Annotated in this window: 18 protein-coding genes, 1 pseudogene and 1 other annotated feature; of the genes and pseudogenes, 7 read left to right on the top strand and 12 right to left on the bottom strand. The window is 27.8% G+C overall.

The features are described 5' to 3' along the window. Nucleotides 1–3 precede the first annotated feature (3 nt). From CKV72_RS12570 to gltX, 4 genes are all read left to right on the top strand, one after another. Nucleotides 4–219 (top strand): hypothetical protein, encoded by a 216-nt coding sequence (locus CKV72_RS12570; protein WP_338031833.1) that lies wholly within the window; start codon nt 4–6, stop codon nt 217–219. Nucleotides 220–257: 38 nt separating this feature from the next. Continuing rightward, nucleotides 258–1,010: a response regulator transcription factor gene (locus tag CKV72_RS03735; RefSeq protein ID WP_095177528.1), complete on the top strand. Its 753-nt coding sequence runs from the start codon at nt 258–260 to the stop codon at nt 1,008–1,010. Nucleotides 1,011–1,044: 34 nt separating this feature from the next. Next, nucleotides 1,045–2,565, top strand: coding sequence for an MBL fold metallo-hydrolase RNA specificity domain-containing protein (locus CKV72_RS03730; RefSeq protein ID WP_089862984.1), 1,521 nt, complete (start codon nt 1,045–1,047; stop codon nt 2,563–2,565). A 330-nt stretch (nt 2,566–2,895) separates the two neighbouring features. Then, complete coding sequence (gltX, locus tag CKV72_RS03725; RefSeq protein WP_089862985.1) at nt 2,896–4,359, top strand: glutamate--tRNA ligase; 1,464 nt, start codon at nt 2,896–2,898, stop codon at nt 4,357–4,359. Between the two features lie 48 nt (nt 4,360–4,407). On the opposite strand, the gene CKV72_RS03720 is transcribed toward gltX, so the two are convergent. The 9 genes from CKV72_RS03720 to CKV72_RS03680 all read right to left on the bottom strand — a co-directional run bounded on the left by CKV72_RS03720 (nt 4,408) and on the right by CKV72_RS03680 (nt 12,564). Continuing rightward, nucleotides 4,408–5,817 carry an FAD-binding oxidoreductase gene (locus tag CKV72_RS03720; protein WP_089862986.1) on the bottom strand — a complete coding sequence of 470 codons (1,410 nt, stop codon included), beginning with the start codon at nt 5,815–5,817 and terminating at the stop codon, nt 4,408–4,410. Between the two features lie 18 nt (nt 5,818–5,835). Then, nucleotides 5,836–7,035: an electron transfer flavoprotein subunit alpha gene (locus CKV72_RS03715; protein ID WP_095177527.1), complete on the bottom strand. Its 1,200-nt coding sequence runs from the start codon at nt 7,033–7,035 to the stop codon at nt 5,836–5,838. A gap of 24 nt (nt 7,036–7,059) precedes the next feature. Further along, nucleotides 7,060–7,848, bottom strand: coding sequence for an electron transfer flavoprotein subunit beta/FixA family protein (locus CKV72_RS03710; RefSeq protein ID WP_089862988.1), 789 nt, complete (start codon nt 7,846–7,848; stop codon nt 7,060–7,062). Between the two features lie 47 nt (nt 7,849–7,895). Next, nucleotides 7,896–8,585 carry an LrgB family protein gene (locus CKV72_RS03705; RefSeq protein ID WP_089862989.1) on the bottom strand — a complete coding sequence of 230 codons (690 nt, stop codon included), beginning with the start codon at nt 8,583–8,585 and terminating at the stop codon, nt 7,896–7,898. Then, nucleotides 8,582–8,935, bottom strand: coding sequence for a CidA/LrgA family protein (locus CKV72_RS03700; protein ID WP_089862990.1), 354 nt, complete (start codon nt 8,933–8,935; stop codon nt 8,582–8,584). The genes CKV72_RS03705 and CKV72_RS03700 overlap by 4 nt, the downstream gene beginning before the upstream one ends. A gap of 138 nt (nt 8,936–9,073) precedes the next feature. After that, nucleotides 9,074–9,769, bottom strand: a complete 696-nt coding sequence (locus tag CKV72_RS03695) for a FadR/GntR family transcriptional regulator (RefSeq protein WP_089862991.1) — start codon at nt 9,767–9,769, stop codon at nt 9,074–9,076. 112 nt (nt 9,770–9,881) lie between these two features. Continuing rightward, on the bottom strand, nt 9,882–10,529 hold the full coding sequence (locus CKV72_RS03690; RefSeq protein ID WP_238056866.1) for a ribonuclease H-like domain-containing protein: 648 nt from the start codon (nt 10,527–10,529) through the stop codon (nt 9,882–9,884). A 23-nt stretch (nt 10,530–10,552) separates the two neighbouring features. Beyond that, entirely contained in the window at nt 10,553–11,287 is a 735-nt protein-coding gene (locus tag CKV72_RS03685) for an HAD-IB family hydrolase (protein WP_089862993.1), read from the bottom strand. Between the two features lie 332 nt (nt 11,288–11,619). Continuing rightward, nucleotides 11,620–12,564 carry a transposase gene (locus tag CKV72_RS03680; RefSeq protein ID WP_089862994.1) on the bottom strand — a complete coding sequence of 315 codons (945 nt, stop codon included), beginning with the start codon at nt 12,562–12,564 and terminating at the stop codon, nt 11,620–11,622. Between the two features lie 230 nt (nt 12,565–12,794). Here CKV72_RS03680 and CKV72_RS03675 point away from each other — a divergent pair, with 230 nt between their 5' ends. From CKV72_RS03675 to CKV72_RS03665, 3 genes are read left to right on the top strand one after another with little or no spacing between them, the layout of a single operon-like run. Further along, nucleotides 12,795–13,076 (top strand): FeoA family protein, encoded by a 282-nt coding sequence (locus CKV72_RS03675; RefSeq protein WP_089862995.1) that lies wholly within the window; start codon nt 12,795–12,797, stop codon nt 13,074–13,076. Next, nucleotides 13,051–14,814 (top strand): ferrous iron transport protein B, encoded by a 1,764-nt coding sequence (gene feoB / locus CKV72_RS03670; RefSeq protein WP_089862996.1) that lies wholly within the window; start codon nt 13,051–13,053, stop codon nt 14,812–14,814. Before CKV72_RS03675 ends, feoB begins: the two co-directional genes overlap by 26 nt. 14 nt (nt 14,815–14,828) lie before the next feature. Next, nucleotides 14,829–14,981 carry a FeoB-associated Cys-rich membrane protein gene (locus CKV72_RS03665; RefSeq protein ID WP_089862997.1) on the top strand — a complete coding sequence of 51 codons (153 nt, stop codon included), beginning with the start codon at nt 14,829–14,831 and terminating at the stop codon, nt 14,979–14,981. A 34-nt stretch (nt 14,982–15,015) separates the two neighbouring features. On the opposite strand, the gene CKV72_RS03660 is transcribed toward CKV72_RS03665, so the two are convergent. The 3 genes and pseudogenes from CKV72_RS03660 to CKV72_RS03650 all read right to left on the bottom strand — a co-directional run bounded on the left by CKV72_RS03660 (nt 15,016) and on the right by CKV72_RS03650 (nt 19,972). Further along, entirely contained in the window at nt 15,016–15,813 is a 798-nt protein-coding gene (locus CKV72_RS03660; RefSeq protein WP_168943925.1) for a ribonuclease H-like domain-containing protein, read from the bottom strand. Nucleotides 15,814–15,918: 105 nt separating this feature from the next. Then, nucleotides 15,919–17,610 carry an arginine--tRNA ligase gene (gene argS / locus CKV72_RS03655; RefSeq protein ID WP_095177525.1) on the bottom strand — a complete coding sequence of 564 codons (1,692 nt, stop codon included), beginning with the start codon at nt 17,608–17,610 and terminating at the stop codon, nt 15,919–15,921. A 56-nt stretch (nt 17,611–17,666) separates the two neighbouring features. Continuing rightward, nucleotides 17,667–17,869 (bottom strand) — a binding site (T-box leader). 52 nt (nt 17,870–17,921) lie between these two features. Further along, a pseudogene (locus CKV72_RS03650) lies at nt 17,922–19,972 on the bottom strand (thioredoxin domain-containing protein). Nucleotides 19,973–20,056 lie beyond the last annotated feature (84 nt).

Raw genomic sequence — 20,056 nt, 5'->3', positions numbered from 1 at the left:
TATATAGCTATTGATATAATTGATGATGGTATAGGTATTGAAGAGGATAAGCTTAAAGTAATAAATTCTACTATTAATGAAGATAACTCCTTAGAATTAGGAATTTCAAATGTTAGAGATAGACTTATATATTACTTTGGACATGCTTGTAAGTTTACTGTTAATAGCATTTTAAATCAAGGTACTAAAATCACTATTGAAATCCCCATTATAAAATAATTTTTCATAAAAACATCTTTATAGGAGGTGTATATAATATGTTAAAACTTCTAATTGCTGAAGATGAAATCTTGGAACGGAAGGCTCTTAGATTTATTATTGAAAAAAACTTAAATGATAAAATAACTATAGTTGGAGAAGCTTCTGATGGAAGTAATGCGTTAAATTTAGCAAAAAAAACAAGCCCTGAAATAATATTAATGGATATTAAAATGCCTGAAATGAATGGACTAGAATGTCAAAAGATAATATCTAAAATTCTTCCAAATTCTAAAACTATAATCTTAACTGCTTATGATAATTTTAAATTTGCCCAAAATGCCATAAAAGTTCATGCTTTCGATTATTTGTTAAAACCTGCTGAACCTAGAGAACTTGTAGATTCCATAAATAATGTTATAGATTATATAAATAACAAATCTAAAAAAGATATTATTGAAGATAAGTTTCATATAAAAAATAATGATATTATTGACAAAGCCATAAATTTTATAAATATAAACTATAATAAAGATATTAATTTAGATATGGTATCCTCCCATGTTCATCTAAATCCTCAATACTTTAGTAGATATTTTAAATCTAAAGTTGGTATTAATTTTGTTGATTATTTATCTAAGGTTAGAATTGATAATGCAAAAAAGCTTTTAATTAACTCTAATGAAAATATTAAATGGATTTCATTTAAAGTAGGTTACATAGATCCTGCTTATTTTAGTAAAGTTTTTTTAAAATTAGAAGGGGTCTCCCCTAATACATTTAGATTTTATAATAAAAATGATATAATTTAGATATGGTGTTATTTTTAGATTTGGAGGGATAATTATGAAAATAGAATTTTTTGGTGCTGCTGGCTGTGTAACTGGTTCTTGCCATCTTGTAAAAATAAGGGATAAAAATATATTGTTAGACTGCGGTCTTTATCAAGGTAAAGATGAAAAAGAACGTGGCAATGAAACATTTAATTTTAACCCTAAAGAAATAGATTACGTTATATTATCCCATGCTCATATAGACCATAGTGGAAGAATTCCACTTTTATATAAGCAAGGATTTAAAGGAAGAGTTATATGTACAGAAGGTACAAAAGATCTTTGTTCTATAATGCTTTTAGATAGTGGTCATATTCAAGAAATGGAAGCTGAATGGATTAGTAGAAAAAGAATGCGATTAGGACTACAGCCTGTTGAAGCTTTATACACTTCAAAAATTGCAGAATTATCTTTATACTTATTTGACGGCTATCCATATAATCAGTGGATTGAAATATTTGACGGATTAAAAGTTCGTTTTAAAGATGCCGGTCACTTATTAGGTTCATCAATAATTGAATTATTAATAAATGAAGATGGAAAAGATACAAAACTTGTCTATTCTGGAGATTTAGGAAATAAAGGTAAACCCATAATTAAAGATCCAACCATAATAGAAGAAGCTGATTATTTAATATTAGAAACTACTTATGGAGATAGACTACATGAAAATTTAGATACGGATTTAAGAGAATTAGTGGATATAATAAAAATGACTTTTAAAAGAGGAGGTAATGTAGTTATTCCATCTTTTGCTGTTGGAAGAACTCAGGAAGTTGTATATGCACTTAATAAATATGTAGAAAATAATTTATTAAAAAACATAAATGTATATGTAGATAGCCCTCTAGCCTATGAATCAACAGAGATCTTTAAAAAATTTACTAAATATTATGATAAGGAAGCATGTAATTTATTAATAGCTGGAGATAATCCTTTAGATTTTGAAGGTTTAAAATTTACAAAATCCCCCGAAGAATCTGTTCAAATTAATAAAATTAAAAGTGGTGCTATAATTATATCTGCTAGTGGAATGTGTGAAGCTGGTAGAATTAAACATCATCTTAAGCATAATTTATGGAGAAAAGAATCTTCTATTGTGTTTGTTGGATATCAAGCAGAAGGAACTTTAGGAAGAAGAATATTAGAAGGTGCTAAGAGAGTTAAAATCTTTGGAGAAGAAATAGCTGTAAATGCTAAAATTTATAACTTACAAGGTTTATCAGGTCATGCTGATAAAAATGGACTTTTTCAGTGGGTGGAAGCAATGGATAGAAGACCTAAAGCCATATTATTAGTTCATGGAGATCCTGAAAGTCAACTTGGATTTAAGGAACTATTGGATTCTAAAAAATATAATTCATTTATAATGAAATCTGGGCAAAGCTTTACACCTGGTGATGAAAATAAAGAAAAAAGCATCATAAAAGAAAATGTATTTAGCTTATTAGAGTCTTTAAATGATGTTGATAATATAGATAAAGATACTCTTATAGATAAAATAAAAGAAGTTATTAAAAATACTAATATTTAATGAATAATATAATTTTAATTTGGTAAAATTAATATATAAATGAAAGGTAAATTTTTCATTTCTTAATATTCAAAAATTAATTTTTCCATAATCTTGACATTAAAATGTTAGTGTTATATCATATATCTATATAATGCTCATTGCCTTTCGTCCCGTCTCAGCGGATGAGAGGTTTTTATTTTATCCGATAACCACTTTTCTAATAAATAATGTTTTAGGATCGGATTAACTAAGTTTAGGTTACAATAAAATCTATCTAAACTGAGTTTTGCTTTATATACTTATAATCCTATAAGGATTAAAATTATAATTTATAAGGAGTTGAAATTTATGGATGGAAACAAAATAAGAACAAGGTTTGCTCCAAGTCCAACTGGTTATATGCATGTTGGGAACTTGAGAACTGCTCTTTACGCTTATTTAATAGCTAAACATGAAGATGGAGATTTTTTATTGAGAATCGAGGATACAGATCAAGAAAGAGAAGTAGAAGGTGCTTTAGATATTATCTATAATACCTTAAAAATGACAGGCCTTCAGCATGATGAAGGACCTGATGTTGGTGGTCCAGTAGGTCCTTATGTACAAAGTGAAAGAAAAAATATTTATATAGAATATGCAAAAAAATTAATTGAAAAAGGTGAAGCTTATTACTGTTTTTGTAAAAAAGAAAGACTTGATATGTTAAGGGAAAACTCAGAAAGCTTAGGCAGACCGTACAAATATGACAAACACTGCTCTCATCTATCCAAAGAAGAAGTAGAAGAAAATTTAAAAGCAGGTATTCCTTATGTTATTAGACAAAACAACCCTACTACAGGAACTACTTACTTTGAAGATGAAATCTTTGGTAAAATAACTGTGGATAATTCTGAATTGGATGATATGATTTTAATAAAATCTGATGGATTTCCAACATATAATTTTGCCAATGTAGTTGACGATCATCTTATGGGAATAACTCACGTTGTAAGGGGATCTGAATATTTATCTTCTTCTCCTAAGTACAATAGATTATATGATGCTTTTGGATGGGATATACCTAAATACATTCATTGTCCTCCAATAATGAAGGATGCTCATCACAAATTAAGTAAAAGAAATGGTGATGCCTCTTTTGAAGATCTTTTAGAAAAAGGATATTTAAAAGATGCTATATTAAACTACATAGCATTACTTGGATGGAATCCTGGTACTACCGAAGAAATATTCTCTTTAGAAGATTTAGTTGAAAAATTTGATTATAAAAGTATAAATAAAGCACCTGCCATATTTGATAATAAGAAACTTAAATGGATGAATGGTGAATATATAAGAATGTTCTCTTTAGAAGAGTTCCATAAATTAGCTCTTCCATATTATAAGGGAGTTATTACTAAAGACCTTGATCTTTTAAAAATAAGTGAATTACTTCATACTAGAACAGAACTTTTATCAGAAATTCCAGAGCAAATAGACTTTTTTGATGAATTACCAGAATACTCTTGTGACCTATATATTCATAAGAAAATGAAAACTAATTTGGAAAACTCTTTAGAGAGCTTAGAGAAATCTCTTCCTGTTTTAGAAGCTATAGATAATTGGAATACTGAAACTATTCACGATGAAATAATGGCATTAATTAAAGAACTAGGAGTTAAAAACGGTATAGTTCTATGGCCTATTAGAACAGCTGTATCTGGAAAGAAATTTACTCCTGGTGGAGCCTTTGAAATAGCTGAAATATTAGGTAAAGAAGAAACTCTAAAGAGAATCAAAATAGGTATAGAAAAATTAAAAAAAGAATTAAATTAATATAAAAACAAAGTCTGCCACAATCAATTGTGACAGACTTTATTTTACCTATTGACATAATTTTCCTGGATTTAAAATATTTTTAGGATCAAATGCTAATTTAATTCTCTTCATAAGTTCCTTTTGTTCTTCTCCTATTGATTCAAATAAAAACTCTTTTTTAGCGTATCCTATACCGTGTTCTCCTGATACAGTACCCTTTAACTCATAGGCTTTATCATACATACATTGAAATACATCGTTTAACTTCTTTTTCCACTGTTCTTCATTTAAATCATCTCTTAACACATATACATGAAGATTTCCATCTCCTGCATGTCCAAAGTTTTTAATCTTTATATTAAATTTATCTTGTAACTCATAAGTATATTTTATGAACTCAGCAACCTTGTTTCTTGGTACACATACATCACATTCGTCCATTTCCGTAGTAGATGCTTTTATAGCTTCTAAAAAGGCCCCCCTTGCATTCCATATAGATTCTTTTCTTTCATCGGTATCTGCAATTAAAACATCTAATGCTCCATTTTCTATAGCTATTTGAGCCACTTTATCATAATATTTTTCTATTTCTTCTTTACTATTTCCATCAAAGGTTAATAATAAATATGCATCTGATGAATTGTCTGGAAATTTTTTACCTAAAAATTCTTCTGATGCTAATATAACATCTCTTTCCATAAATTCTATAGAGGTTGGTATAGATTTTGATTTTATAATTTTAGGTACTGTTTCTATAGCTTTATCTAAATCCTTAAAAGGTATTAAAAGACTTATAGATTGTTTAGGAAGTGGAAGTAATTTTAATATAGCTTTCGTAACTATAGCCAAAGTACCTTCTGATCCACATATGAAATCTTTCAAACTGTATCCAGAACTATTTTTTACAATTTTACCACCTAAATTCATAATAGTTCCATCTGGTAAAACTACTTCTAATCCCCTTATATAATCTCTAGTCACACCATATTTTACAGCTCTCATACCTCCTGCATTGGTATTAATATTTCCTCCTATAGTAGCAGATTTTTCACCTGGATCTGGTGGATAAAAGAAGTCCTTATCTTCAACGTAATCAGCTATTTCCATTAATAATACACCTGGTTCTACAGTTAAAGTTAAATTCTCTTCATCTAATTCTAATATTTTATTCATTTTAGTTAAATTTATCATTATTCCACCATAAATTGGGACTGATGCTCCTACTAATCCTGTGCCTGATCCTCTTGGTACTACAGGTATATTGTTTTCATAGGCATACTTCATTATTTTGGATACTTCTTCTGTTGTAATAACTTCTACCAATACATCTGGCTTTTTCTCTATTCCACCTAATTCATCATGGCTAAAATCTTCATTAATTTCTTTTCCTACAAAAACTCTATCTTTTCCTAAAATGGATTTTAAATATTCTATATCTTTATTCTCTATCTTTTTATAACTCTCATTTACCTTCATAATGTAAGCCTCCCAAACTTATACTATACTTTTATGATTTTTTATATTTTTAATTATTTGGGGAACTACTTCATAAATATCCCCTACTACACCATAATGAGCCACATTAAAAATAGAGGCATTAGGATCTTCATTTATAGCAAAAATATGCTCTGAACTATTCATTCCAGCAATAAATTGTACCGAACCAGATACTCCACAAGTTATTATTAATTTAGGTTTTACTGTTCGTCCGCTTAATCCTATTTGTTTTTTAGGTCCAACCCATCCCATTTCAATTAAAGGTCTAGTTCCTGCAATTTGTGCTCCTAAATTATCAGCTAATTCCTTTATCATGTCCATATCCTTCTCTGTTTTTACTCCTCTTCCAGCTACTACTATAACATCTGCTTCAGAAATATCTTCTTCTTTTTCTTTCTTTACTGTATTTAAAACCTCTATATTTGATTTAAGTTTTTCTTTACTTATTTCACACTTTATAATTTTCCCACTTTTCTTTTCGCTCTTCTTTGCTTCATTCATTATTTTATATCTTACAGTACAAAACTGTGGTCTTTTATTAGGAGTTACTATTTGCGCCATTATATTCCCACCAAAAGCTGGTCTTATTTGTACTAAATCCGTATTTTCTTTCATATCTAAAACTGTACAATCTGCTGTAAGCCCTGTCCTAAATCTTGCAGCTACCCTTGGAGCAAGAGATCTTCCAACAGTAGTTGCACCCACTAGTACAGCACAGGGATTAACTTTATTTATAAAATCTTCAAAAGCTACTGCATAAGGTTCTATTCTAAAATCTTTAAATTCTTTTTCATCATATACAAATACCTTATCTACTCCATAGTAAAGTATTTCTTCTGCCTTATCTTTTATGTTATAACCTATAAATACTGCATATACTGGATGATTAATTTTAGCAGCAAGTTCCTTTGCCTTACCTATAAGTTCATAAGTTACTGGATGTATTCTTCCTTCTGTGTGATCTACATAAACTGTAATCCCCTTCCATTTTGTTTTGTCTATTTTCTCTATGCTTTCTTCTATAAATTCAATAACACCTTTAGGTCCTTTTTTTACACATAATTTACACATTTTGCAACCTGCGTTTATTGATAATTTTCCTTCCATTTCTTCTATAGCATTAAAGGGACAGATCTTTATTAATTCATCTATATTTTTTTTATTTAACATATTTTGATTTATATACAGTTTTCCCATAAAACTCCCTCCAACAATTATTATTTAAACATATTTTAATTTTTTAAGCTCTTCAAAAACCCTGTTGCCCAACTCTAAACTATCACCTTCCCAAATTTCTTTGTGTTCATTTACTGGTGGTGGAAATATTTTTTCAACCTGTGTTGGCGAACCGTTTAATCCATAGTTGTATTCATTTTTATCATCAAAATCATCTAAACTATACATTTTTATTTCTTTTCTTTCTGTTATTTTTTTTCTTTTATATGAAGGAAGTCTTGGTTGAAATATATCTTTATCTACTGTTATTAAACAAGGAAATTTAATTTCGGCTAATTCTACTGATTCCGGCATATCCATTTCTACTATTAAACTGTTCTCTTTTACTTTGTTTATTTTTAAAACATTTGCTATATGAGGTATATCTAAATATTCTGCCATTTCAGGTCCCACTTGAGCAGTATCTCCATCTGTAGTCTGCTTACCACATATTATAAGATCATACTCTCCTAGTTTTTTAATACCCTGATATAAAGTATAAGATGTTGCCAATACATCTGCTCCTGCAAATCTTCTATCAGATAAAATAACACCATCATCTGCTCCCATTGCATAGGCTTCTTTTATTATCTCTTTTGCTTGTGGTGGGCCCATAGTTACAACTTTTATCTCTCCTCCAAACTCTTCTTTTAATTTAAGTGCTGTCTCAAGAGCATATAGATCATACGGATTCATTTTAGAATCTATCCCATCTCTTTTTAATACTCCTGTTTTTTCATCCACCTCTACTTTGGTTGTACCAGGTACTTGCTTTATACATACTAATATTTTCATTTCAATCCTCCTTATAAATAAAATAAATGATAATTTTTAAATTATATTTATATAAAATTAATTATAATTGGTACCAAAAATGAAGTGATAAGTCCCGCAATTCCTATAGCAAGTCCACTCATTGCACCTTGAGTTTCACCCATTTCTATAGCTTTTGTAGTACCTATAGCATGAGATGCTGTACCAATAGCTATACCCATAGCTACTTCATTTTTTATACGGAAAACTTTGCAAACTATAGGTGATATGATAGCACCTGTTATTCCAGTTAAAACAATAGCTGATACTGTAATTGCAGGAATTCCACCAATTAATTTTGAAACTTCCATACCTATAGGAGTAGTTATAGATTTAGGAATTATAGAATAGATTACTTCTTCTTTTAAGCCAAATAAAGTAGATAGATAATAAACACTAGTTATAGCTGTGAAACATCCTACTGTTACTCCTAATAAAATTGCTATAAAGTATTTTTTTACTAAATCTATTTTATTATACAAAGGAACTGCTAAAACTACCGTTGCAGGAGCTAAAAAAAACGATATCATTTCTCCACCTTTATTAAAATTTTCAAGAGGTATATTTAATAATTTCATCAATAATATAATTAATGGAATACATATTAAAAGTGGATTTAAAATTGAAATTTTAGTTTTTGTATTTATATATAGACCAATTTCAAAACAGACTATTGATATAAATACACTCATAATTGGAGAATTTATAAGTTCTTTCATTTTTTATCAACCTTCCTTATATATAACTGTATTACCCAACCAGTTACGGCAATTACAATAACAGTGGATATAACTATAATTAAGAAAACAGATAACAATTTACCTTTTAGAAAAGGTATACAAGCTAAAATCCCGACTCCTGCAGGTACAAAGAAAAAAGCAAGATGATCTAAAAGAAATTTACTTATTTGAGAAATCATAGTTATTTTAATTAAATCAAAATATAAACATATAAATAGAATAACCATGCCTAAAACATTTCCTGGAATAGGCAAATTAAAAATTAAATGAATGGCCTCTCCTAAGATAGCTATTAATATAATAATCCCCAACTCCCTTAAAATTTTCAAAACCTCACCTCTTTGATTATGTTAATATTTAACTGGTACTATGGTATGACCAGTTAAATATATATTATCACAATTTTTAGAAAATTTCTATATATTTTTTAAAAAATAAAAAAGATGCTTAAAAAACATCTTTTTACCTTATCTATTAATCATATACTTATTCGCAAAATCTAAATGTTTTGTCATCGCTTTTATAGCTTCATCCTCATTATTGTTATTTAATGCTTCAAAAATATTTTCATGCTGCTTTATAAGCTCTTGTCTATTTCCTTCCTCCTCTAGAATGCTTTTTCTAGCATCTTTTATATAAGATTCCATCAGTGAAGAAATTGCATTTAATACTCCTAATAATAAAAAATTTTGGGATGCCTCTGCTATTTTATAATGAAATTCCCTATCTATTTCTGCTAAATTTTCTTCTTTATTTAGGTTTTTTAATTTTTCTTTAAGTTCTTTTAACTCATCTAATTCACTTTTAGATATCCTTTTAGCAGCTAATTGGACTGTACCTATTTCTATTATTTTTCTTAATTCTAAAATTTCTTCTGATTTACTGTCTTTAAGCATAAACATTACTGAGAGTGGTTCTATAAGACCATTTTCAAAATTTTCTTTTATAAAATTTCCTTCTCCTTGCCTACTCTCTATTAAACCAATTATCTCCAAGCACCTTAATGCTTCCCTTACAGATGTTCTACTGACCTGTAATTTTTCTACCATATGCCTTTCAGAAGGAAGTTTATCTCCTTTTTTTAATATTCCCTTATATATCATATCCTTAATTTGTTCTATAACTTCTTCATATACTTTCTTATTTTTTACAGGACTAAACATTTTTTTCTTCCTTTCTATATTAATATATTAATTATAACACTTTTAGATAATATTTTTAGTTTTTTAATATATTAGTTAAAAAAAATAGAGGTTTTCTAACCTCTATGGAACTCTATTTTTCTTTTATTACTTTAAACCAACTAGTAATAATATAGAAAAGGCTTACTACATCTTGTTCATTATAAAGAAGAATCCTATTTTTCTTATCTTCTGGCATTCTTTCTATATACTCTCTATCTTTTATAACCTTTCCAAAAGTTTTAGCTAAATTTTGTCCACTTATAACCTCACTTTGCCTTTCAATATTAAATTCTTTTTCTAAGTCTTTTAGTCCTATACTATTTCCTTTTACTTTCTCATATTCTCTTTGTAAATCTACATGTTTAAAAAATTCCTTTATTTTAAAGTCTATGTTGTATTTTTCAAAAAGATAATTTATTACAGTAAAATCATTATTTCCCGAAAAAGTAACAATATATTTCTTACCTAAGTTTTTCATATTTTCAAAATATACTTTGGCATAATTTAATATATCTTTGGCATCTTTTTTATTTTCTATCATATACTGAGTTATTTTTAACTCTTTATGTTGTTTATCATAAAAAGCACAACCAAATACTCCTATGCATATTGGTTTTTTATAAATATAATGCTCTAAATCAAAATATATTGCATCTTCATATATATCAATTTCCCCATTTTTTAACGAATACTTTTCAAATATCTCGCCCACATTCTTACTATTTTCTCTAATAATCAAAAGTACCATCTCTTTCTATATCTTTATACATCTAAAATATCTATATTATCAGGTTTTAACTTATATATTACATCTTTTCTTTCAACTATTATATTGATCTTTTCTCTAACTTCTTCATCTTTTGAGATTTTACTTAAAAGTTCCCTTGTAGGATTTACACAAATAGGATATCTCATCATTTGAAACATTGATAAATCTCCCGTTGTATCTCCATAAGCATAACTTTTATTTATATCAATATCATATTTTTCTATAAGTTCTGCTATAGCCTTTTTCTTATTTTTACTATCCCACATAGGTCTTACTTCACCTGTATAAATTTCATTATCATCTAATTCATATACACTTCCCCTAAAATCATCAAATCCATGTTTTAAACTCATTTCCTTAACTAATTCTATAGGACTACCTGATACTGTAACTATTAAATGTCCCTGCTCTTTATGCCACTTTATTCTATTCCTTGTATAAGTATAAACCCTATCTCCCTTCTGTTCTACTACATTTCTAGCTATAAATTCCACCTGATATTTATGAAGTCCTTTTATAGCTTCAATATATATCTTTGCCATTTTTAATAAATAATCATCATAATCCCCTGTCCTATTATCCCATTTTAAATATTCTGGTCTAACCTCATTATACCATCTTTTAGGATGTATTATTTCATACTTTATCATTTTTTTAAAAACTTCTGTTATAAGACCTTCTCTATACAATGTTCCATCTATATCAAAAAAAGCAGCAACTCTCTTCAAAATAATCACACCTTTCTCTTTATTTATATATTAAATTTAATTATATCATTTTAATCACTTTATGAAAATGGGACGGTTAATTTTTATTTGTTATTCAAATATAATTAATTTATTTATATACTTATTATCATTATTTGAACTTCAGCTATTTTTTCTATCTATATTCTATCTATATTAGACTAATTTTCATATATTTTTAATGTATTTAAGATACTTGTCTACTTATCACTATTAATTATAAGCATAATAATAAAACCTTTTATTAAACTTTAAAATAAAAGGGTTACCTACAAATAATATTAAGCAATTTTTGATCTAATTTATACAAAATATTAGGTACAAACTACTGTTTTGGGGTTCCCGTGTTGACAAATAAATTTATTCATTATATCTTTATATTCATCTTCTGTTGATATTAGTTCAACTCCAATAGAACAAAGTCTTGATACTGTTGATTGAGTAATATTTCCTAATACTTTACATATGTCTTTACATTTGTAATTACAAAAACTTCTCATAAAAAGGCAAGCTAGTGCTTTTACAATTTTTGAGTTTTTGGTCTTTTGTATATGAAACATTATTTTGTTTATTCCAGTTTCTTTTTCAATAAACTTTAATATTTCATCTGGATCAAAGTTTCTTACTATTATCTTTCTTTCACTTCTATATTCTGTTTTTTCATCTTTAAATTCTAATTCTTTTTTTATTTTTTCATCATCACATATGTAAACTAATTTAGCATAGTTCTCCCTAGCTTCTTTTACATTATTACTAAAATACTGCATTATAAATGCTTCATCTAAAAGACCTGTGTCATCTTTTTCAAGACCTAAGTATACTTTCAAACTTGAGTATTTATACTTTTCTGGGCATTTTTCATATCCTTTTATATCTAACACATTGTTATGAATGTAGGCAGATAATGTAATAAGATATCTTTGTGTATCAACTATTTTACTTTTAAATCTGTCTTGAAATAAAGGTCCCCTTCTTTTATTAATTTTATTAAAATTTATTGCATAGCTAAGATTTTGTCCCTGCATTATTTTTGATATATCTGCTCCATTAGAATCTATTATAAAATGTCCATGATTTGTCATTAGGCAATATGCATACACTTTAAAACCATATTGTTTTTGATATTCCCTCATCTTATTTAAATATCTAATTTTATCTTCATGTTTCTTAAATAGGGGGACTTCTGTTATGCTTCTTACCATTACATGATATATAGCATCCTCTGATTTTTGTCTTCTAACTCTTGGCAATAAAAACACCTCATTTCATATTTTGTATTTTAATTATTAACATAAAATGAGTTTCTTATTCAAATTTATTTTATGAACCGTCCCTTCTTATCTTTTTACTTCTCCCTTTTATCTTTAATCTAATTTAAATCAAGAACCGTCCCTCTATTTTTCCCTCTATTTTTCCATTGACATATTACTTTAAAAATGATATATTATATTTGAAATTGATAATAGTTTTCAATTAAGGGGTGGTTACTATGACTTTAAACGAATTAAAAATTGGAGAGAAAGCATATGTTGATACTATATCTGGTAATAATGATAAATTAGCTAAGAGACTTTTAGCTCTTGGATGCATAAAAGGAACAGAAGTCTGTGTTAAGAAAGTTGCTCCTTTTGGTGATCCAATTATTATTAATTTAAGAGGTTTTGATTTAGCTTTAAGAAAAAAAGATGCAAAAAATATTTCAATAGAAAATTCACTTAAATCCGTAGAAAGGATGGCAAAAATATATGATAACTGCTGCGCTAGTAGGTAATCCTAACGTTGGAAAAACTTCTCTTTTTAATATACTAACCGGTTCTAACCAATATGTAGGTAATTGGGCTGGAGTAACTGTAGAAAAAAAGGAAGGATACATGGACAATATAGCAAAAATAGTAGATCTCCCTGGTATATATGCTATGGATACTTATTCTAATGAAGAAAAAGTATCTAAAAATTATTTATCCACAGAAAATATAGATGTTATTTTAAATATAGTAGATGCATCGAATTTAGAGAGAAACTTATATTTAACTTATCAATTAAAAGAATTCAGAAAACCCATTATTCTTCTATTAAATATGATGGATGTAGTAGAAGAAAAAAACATTAAAATAGATTTTGATTTACTAGAAAAAGAATTAAAAGTTAAAGTAATACCTATTTCTGCCTCTAAAAATACAGGTATTGACAAATTAAAAGAACTTTTAATGACAGATAATTTTTTTGGCATTTATGTTGATAATGAATTTCAGTTTCGTAGTGAAGAAGAAACCTATTCTCTAATAGAACAGGTCTTAAAAAAAGCTGTAGTCTGTTGTAACCCTGATGAATCTAGTATTACAGATAAAATAGATAATTTACTTTTAAATAAATTTTTAGCTTACCCTATTTTTTTAGCAATACTTTATATTATTTTTCAGTTTACTTTTTCATGGGTAGGACAACCTTTATCTGACTTACTAGACGAAGGGCTTAATAATGCTCTTATACCATACTTAAATAGTAGTTTATCTAGCCTTAGTCCTTGGTTTAAATCATTGTTGGTAGACGGTATTGTAGGTGGTATTGGTTCCGTAATTGTATTTTTACCAATTATTCTAACATTGTTTTTAGGAATATCTTTTTTAGAGGATAGCGGATATATGTCTAGAGCTGCCTTTATAATGGATAAACTTATGAGAAGAATGGGACTTTCAGGTAAAGCTTTCATACCTTTAATAATAGGTTTTGGATGTTCTGTACCAGGAATTATGGCTTCTAGAACCTTAGAAAGTGAAAAGGATAGAAAACTTACAGCACTACTGGTTCCTTTAATGTCTTGTAATGCTAGACTACCAGTTTACGCATTGTTTGCTTCAGTATTTTTCCCAGGCAATGAAACTTTAATAGTATTTTCCTTATACCTTTTAGGTATTTTAATAGCTTTTTTAATTGGAATATTATTTAAAAACACTCTATTTAAAAAAGATGAAGAACCTTTTATAATAGAACTTTCTCCATATAAAATGCCTGGATTTAAAAGTTTAACTAAACTTACTTGGGAAAAAGGAAAAGGATTCCTAAAAAAAGCTGGTACAATAATTTTTGCAGCCTCTGTAGTAATATGGTTTTTATCTAATTTTAACTTTACAGGCATGGTAGAAATGAATGATAGCTTATTAGCATCTATTGGTAAATTAATAGCTCCTATTTTCAAACCTTTAGGCTTTGGTTCTTGGGAAAATTCAGTTGCTATATTAACTGGAATAACTGCTAAAGAAATAATCCTAAGTTCTATGGGCGTTATATATGGTGGCAACTTAAGAGAAGTATTACCAAACCACTTTACAGTTTTATCTTCCTATAGTTTCTTAGTGTTTGTACTGCTATACACTCCTTGTGTATCTGTTGTAGCTGCAATGAAAAAAGAATATGGTAGTAAAATGATGTATTTTTCTATTTTTTATCAATTAATTTTAGCATGGATTGTATCATTTATAGTATACAATATAGGTTTACTGTTAATATAAAAGAAGGTGATTTTATGGAAACAATTATAGCCCTTTTAATAGGTGCCATAGCTGTTTATGTACTATATAAAAATATTAAAAAAAGTGCTTCTGGTGGCTGTAGTGGCTGCAGTGGTTGTTCTTCTGCTTCACATTGCTCAAGTTACAAAGAATCTAAAGATGAGTAACATTAAAAACCTAGTATATAATTATACTAGGTTTTTAATAGCTTTCTTTTATAATTTTTCTTAACTCTTCTTCATCTTTTATACCTTTCAACAACTCTCCTATAAGTTTTGAAGCTGTTCTTTTTGACATTTTTCTTACATTATATTTAATGCTTACATGGTTTTGTTTTAACAAATAACGTAAATATTTATTTTGTTTATCTGTAATAATATCTTCTCTTTCTAAATCATCATTTGTTTCAATCTTATATCTTAATTTAAATATTTTAGGAAGATTTAAAACATCTTCATAGTTATGCAGCATTATAATATCTCTCAAATTCGTATCTCCTGTACTTAAATACTCTTCATAAAGTTTTACACTAATCCCACCATTTATTTCATCTTTTCTATTTATTCCTATAAATCTTTCTACACTTTTTAAGTTGCATCTTTTCATTCCCAATTTTTTATAGTAAGGTTTTATATGCCTATATAAATCTACGTGTTCTTTAGGTAAATCATATTCTAAATTTTTCTTATGAAGTCTATGTTTTATGAATGGTTCATCAAAAGCTATTCCATTATAAGAACTCCAAATGTCAAAGTTTTTTATATCATTACCAAAGCTTTTTAATATATCATATTCTTCTTGTAAACTTTCAGCATAATACTGATTTATTCTAAAATTATAATAATCTTCATACCATCCCAAAGATATAAGTATTATATTATTATTTTCCCTATCAAATCCTGTAGTTTCTATATCAAAGTAAGCTATTTCATCCATATGATATTTTTTAAATATATTCAGAGGTATTTTTATATCCTCTTTTTTTGTATTTACTATCAACTTATTCACTCCTCTAATGTTGTCCATATACTATTATACAATAAAAACAGCCTATATAAATAGATTTATAAAAAATCTATTTATATAGGCCATTTATAAATTACTTTACATTTTTTCTACTACATCTATTCCCAATAAATTAAGAGCATTTTTTATAACTTGACAAGTTGACTCTACAAGTTTTATTCTAGCTTTCTTTATTTCTTCATCTTCTGCATTCAAAATACTATTATGATTATAAAATTTATTAAAGGCTTTAGCAACTTCTATTACGTATCTTGTTACAATAGATGGCTCCAATTTTTCTATAGCTTGAAGTATGGATTTATTAAATCCTTCTAAAGTTTTTACAAGTTCAAACTCTTCTTTAGAATTTAATTTACTATAGTCAATATCACCTTTTATTTCTCCTGCTTTTCTCAAAATACTCTTTCCTCTAGCATAACTATATTGAACATATGGACCTGTTTCCCCATCAAAGCTTAACATTTCATCCCAACTAAATACTATATCTCTTTCTCTATTATTTTTAAGATAAGTAAATATAACTGCACCAATTCCTATTTTTTTAGCCGTTTCTTCTTTGTTTTCTAGCTCTGAATTCTTTTCATTTATTATTTCTAATGTTTTATCTATAGATTCTTTTAAAAGATCCTCAAGGAATATAACCTCACCTTTTCTTGTGGAAAGCTTTCTATCTGTAAATCTTACTAAACCAAATCCTATGTGAGTGCAATCATCTGCCCAATTATGTCCCATTAATTTTAATGTTGTAAATACTTGTTTAAAGTGCAATGATTGTTCTAATCCAACTACATATATACTTTTATAAAAATCATATGTATTTTTTCTATATATAGCTGTAGCTAAATCTCTAGTAGCGTAAATAGTTGCGCCATCAGATTTTTTAATTATACATGGTGGCATATTGTAATCCTCTAACATTACAACCTTTGCTCCATTACTTTCTACAAGTAATCCTTTTTTATCTATTTCTTCTACAACAGCATCCATTTTATCGCCATAGAAACTCTCTCCTGCATAAGAATCAAACTCTACATTTAACATATCATATACTTTTTTAAATTCTTTTAAGCTCAATTCTCTAAATCTCTTCCAAAGCCTAACTTCCTCTTCTTCTCCATCTTCCAATCTTTTAAAGTGTAGTCTTCCCTCTTCTTCTAGAGAAGGATCTTTTTCTGCTTCATCATGAAATTTAACATATATTCTTAAAAGCTCTTTTATAGGTTCTTTTTCTAAAGCCTCTTGGTCTACCCATCTTTTATAAGCAGCTATTAGCTTTCCAAATTGTGTTCCCCAATCTCCTAAGTGATTTATCCTTTCACAATCATATCCTTCAAAAGTCAATATTTTGTATAAGGAATTTCCAATGGCAGTACTAAATAAATGCCCTACGTGGAAAGGCTTTGCAATATTAGGAGAGGAGTATTCTATTAATACCTTTTTATTTTCCCCTACTTTTGAAGCTCCATATTTATCTTTTTCTTCTAATATCTTTTCTATTACACTTTTACTCAATATGGATTTATCTACAAAGAAATTTAAATAAGGTCCTAAGTTTTCAACCTTTTCAAAACTATTTTTATCAAATTTGTCCTTTAATTCTTCTGCTATAACATTAGGTGCTTTTCTAAATTTTTTAGCTAATTGAAAGCATGGAAAAGCATAATCCCCCATTTCTGGTCTTGGTGGTATTTCAATAAGTTTTTCTAAATCTTCTATAGGCAATTCTAGAATAGAACTTAATCTTTCACTTATTAATTGTTTATAATTCATTTTATAACCCTCCTACATTTATTTTTTCATATAAAAAAACCATCTCTTTAATATTACAAAGAGACGGTTTTATCCGCGGTACCACTCTAATTGACATAAGTCCTCTTAAAAATTTAACGCTTTTAGCGGTTTATCCTACTATTAGTTCAGATAAACTTCTCTAAGGCTCTATTTCTCTTAATCCTCTTTTACAGGCTTCCACCATCCCCTGCTCGCTTAAAAAGAAAGAAAAAGTTACTTTCCCCTTCATAGAATTTAATTTTATTATAAATTAGTCTAAACTATATTATAGTGTTATATTTTCATATTTGTCAATACCTATCTATTAAATCTTCTATTGAAGTTATAGGACTATCACAGGCAAAATTCTTACATATATACACTGTGGTGTTATTTTCTATACTCGTTTTATCTTTTAACTCTGGCATTACTTCTTCTGCTTCTTTATCCTTTAAAATATTCATAGAGAAAGGATTGTATTTTTCTTTTATTATTTTAATCATACCTTTAAATATGTCCTCATCTTCTCCTTTTATTATAACAACTTCTTGACTTTCTAAAACATAATGCATGTAGGATATTAAGAAAAAAGTATGTGCCTCTAACGTTCTTTTTATTCTTCCTGAAAAATAGCTTAAGTTTTGTTGAATTATTTTATTTAATTTGCTGTCTTCTGTAATTTTACTAAGTCTTACCATATTATACATAGCTACAGAGTTCCCTGATGGTATTGCAGAATCATAACTTTCTTTAATTTTTAATATTAATTCTTCTCCATCTTTTCCAGTATGAAAAAATCCATGATTTTCTTCATCCCAAAATAGTTCAATCATATCACTATTAATTTTTAATGCCTTCTTTATATATTCTGTTTTAAATGTACTTTCATAAAGTTCTATAAGAGCCCATATTAAAAATGAATAATCTTCAAGATGTCCTTTGTGTGCTCTCTCTCCATCTCTATATCTTACATATATTCTTCCATTTTTATCCACTAATTTTTCTATTATAAATTTTAAGGCTTCTTCTGCACTTTCTATGTAGTCATCTCTTTTTAGAACCCTTCCACTATAAGCAAGAGCTACTATCATTAAACCATTCCAAGAGGTAAGTATTTTTGTATCTTTATGAGGATGTATTCTTTTTTCTCTATTAATAAATAGAACTTTTCTATATTCCTCTAATTTGTCTTTTACACCTGGTTCTAAATCTTCTAGAGATGTTTCAATTAAATTAGGTATATTTTTCCCATCAAAGTTTCCTTCTTCTGTTATTCCGTAATATTTTGAAAAAAGTTTTGCATCTTCTTTTCCTAAAATATCTTCTATTTCTTCTAAAGTCCATAAATAAAACTTACCTTCTACTCCTTCAGAATCTGCATCTTCCGCTGAATAAAAAGCCCCATCTTTATCTTTCATATCCCTTATTACATAGGACACTGTTTTCTCTACTATTTCTTTGTATAACTCCTCTTTAGTTATTTGATACATTTCAGCATAAGCTATTATAAGCATTGCATTGTCATATAACATTTTTTCAAAATGAGGAACTAACCATTTATCATCTGTGGAATATCTTGAGAAGCCATATCCTATATGATCAAATATTCCACCCTTATACATGGATTTAAGAGTTTTTTCTACTATATTTAAAGCTTCTTCATCTTTGTATAATTTATAGTATCTTAAAAGAAACATAAGTTTATGGCTTGTAGGAAATTTAGGAGCATCATAAAATCCTCCATAAATAGGGTCGTAACTTTCCTTTAATGATTCAAAACATTCTTTTATAACTTCTTTATTTAAATCTTCCCTTTGTGATACTGATATATACTGTGTGATGTCTTTTAATAGCTTTTCAGAAGAATTTAATATACCTTCTCTATTATTTTTCCATTGATTACTCATTTCTTTTAAAATATACATAAGTCCTCTTAATCCATACATATCATCTTTAGGAAAGTATGTTCCAGCAAAGAAAGGCTTTTTATCAGGAGTCATTATTATGGTTAAAGGCCACCCTCCACTTCCTGTAACTGCTTGACAGAAGGTCATGTATATATTATCAATATCCGGTCTTTCCTCTCTATCCACTTTTATAGAAATAAAATTATCATTTAATAATTTAGCAATTTCTTCATCTTCAAAGGATTCCCTCTCCATTACATGACACCAATGGCATGTGCAACGACGAACCTAATTCAGCTATACCCAATAGATAAAAAGATAGGTTTGTTTTGAGCCTTTGCTTTTTCAAAAGCTTCATTTCCCCATGGATACCAATCTACTGGATTATAAGAATGTTGAAGTAAATATGGTGATTTCTCATTTATTAATCTATTGGGTTTACTATTTAGATTCATAGCACCACCTCCTCCTTAATTTTATACTCATTATAGATTTACCCCTTAAATAGGAAATTATTCAAAAGTAATGCTCACTTTGAT

Source organism: Clostridium cochlearium (assembly GCF_900187165.1).
Lineage (GTDB): Bacteria > Bacillota > Clostridia > Clostridiales > Clostridiaceae > Clostridium_G > Clostridium_G cochlearium.
This window is presented reverse-complemented; position numbering and strand designations above follow the sequence as displayed.

Excerpts from the sequence above, each read along its gene's own strand:
- CKV72_RS03735 (WP_095177528.1), top strand. The coding sequence starts at position 258 with ATGTTAAAACTTCTAATTGCTGAAGATGAAATCTTGGAACGGAAGGCT.
- CKV72_RS03730 (WP_089862984.1), top strand. The coding sequence starts at position 1,045 with ATGAAAATAGAATTTTTTGGTGCTGCTGGCTGTGTAACTGGTTCTTGC.
- gltX (WP_089862985.1), top strand. The coding sequence starts at position 2,896 with ATGGATGGAAACAAAATAAGAACAAGGTTTGCTCCAAGTCCAACTGGT.
- CKV72_RS03720 (WP_089862986.1), bottom strand. The coding sequence starts at position 5,817 with ATGAAGGTAAATGAGAGTTATAAAAAGATAGAGAATAAAGATATAGAA.
- CKV72_RS03715 (WP_095177527.1), bottom strand. The coding sequence starts at position 7,035 with ATGGGAAAACTGTATATAAATCAAAATATGTTAAATAAAAAAAATATA.
- CKV72_RS03710 (WP_089862988.1), bottom strand. The coding sequence starts at position 7,848 with ATGAAAATATTAGTATGTATAAAGCAAGTACCTGGTACAACCAAAGTA.
- CKV72_RS03705 (WP_089862989.1), bottom strand. The coding sequence starts at position 8,585 with ATGAAAGAACTTATAAATTCTCCAATTATGAGTGTATTTATATCAATA.
- CKV72_RS03695 (WP_089862991.1), bottom strand. The coding sequence starts at position 9,769 with ATGTTTAGTCCTGTAAAAAATAAGAAAGTATATGAAGAAGTTATAGAA.
- CKV72_RS03675 (WP_089862995.1), top strand. The coding sequence starts at position 12,795 with ATGACTTTAAACGAATTAAAAATTGGAGAGAAAGCATATGTTGATACT.
- feoB (WP_089862996.1), top strand. The coding sequence starts at position 13,051 with ATGATAACTGCTGCGCTAGTAGGTAATCCTAACGTTGGAAAAACTTCT.
- CKV72_RS03665 (WP_089862997.1), top strand. The coding sequence starts at position 14,829 with ATGGAAACAATTATAGCCCTTTTAATAGGTGCCATAGCTGTTTATGTA.
- argS (WP_095177525.1), bottom strand. The coding sequence starts at position 17,610 with ATGAATTATAAACAATTAATAAGTGAAAGATTAAGTTCTATTCTAGAA.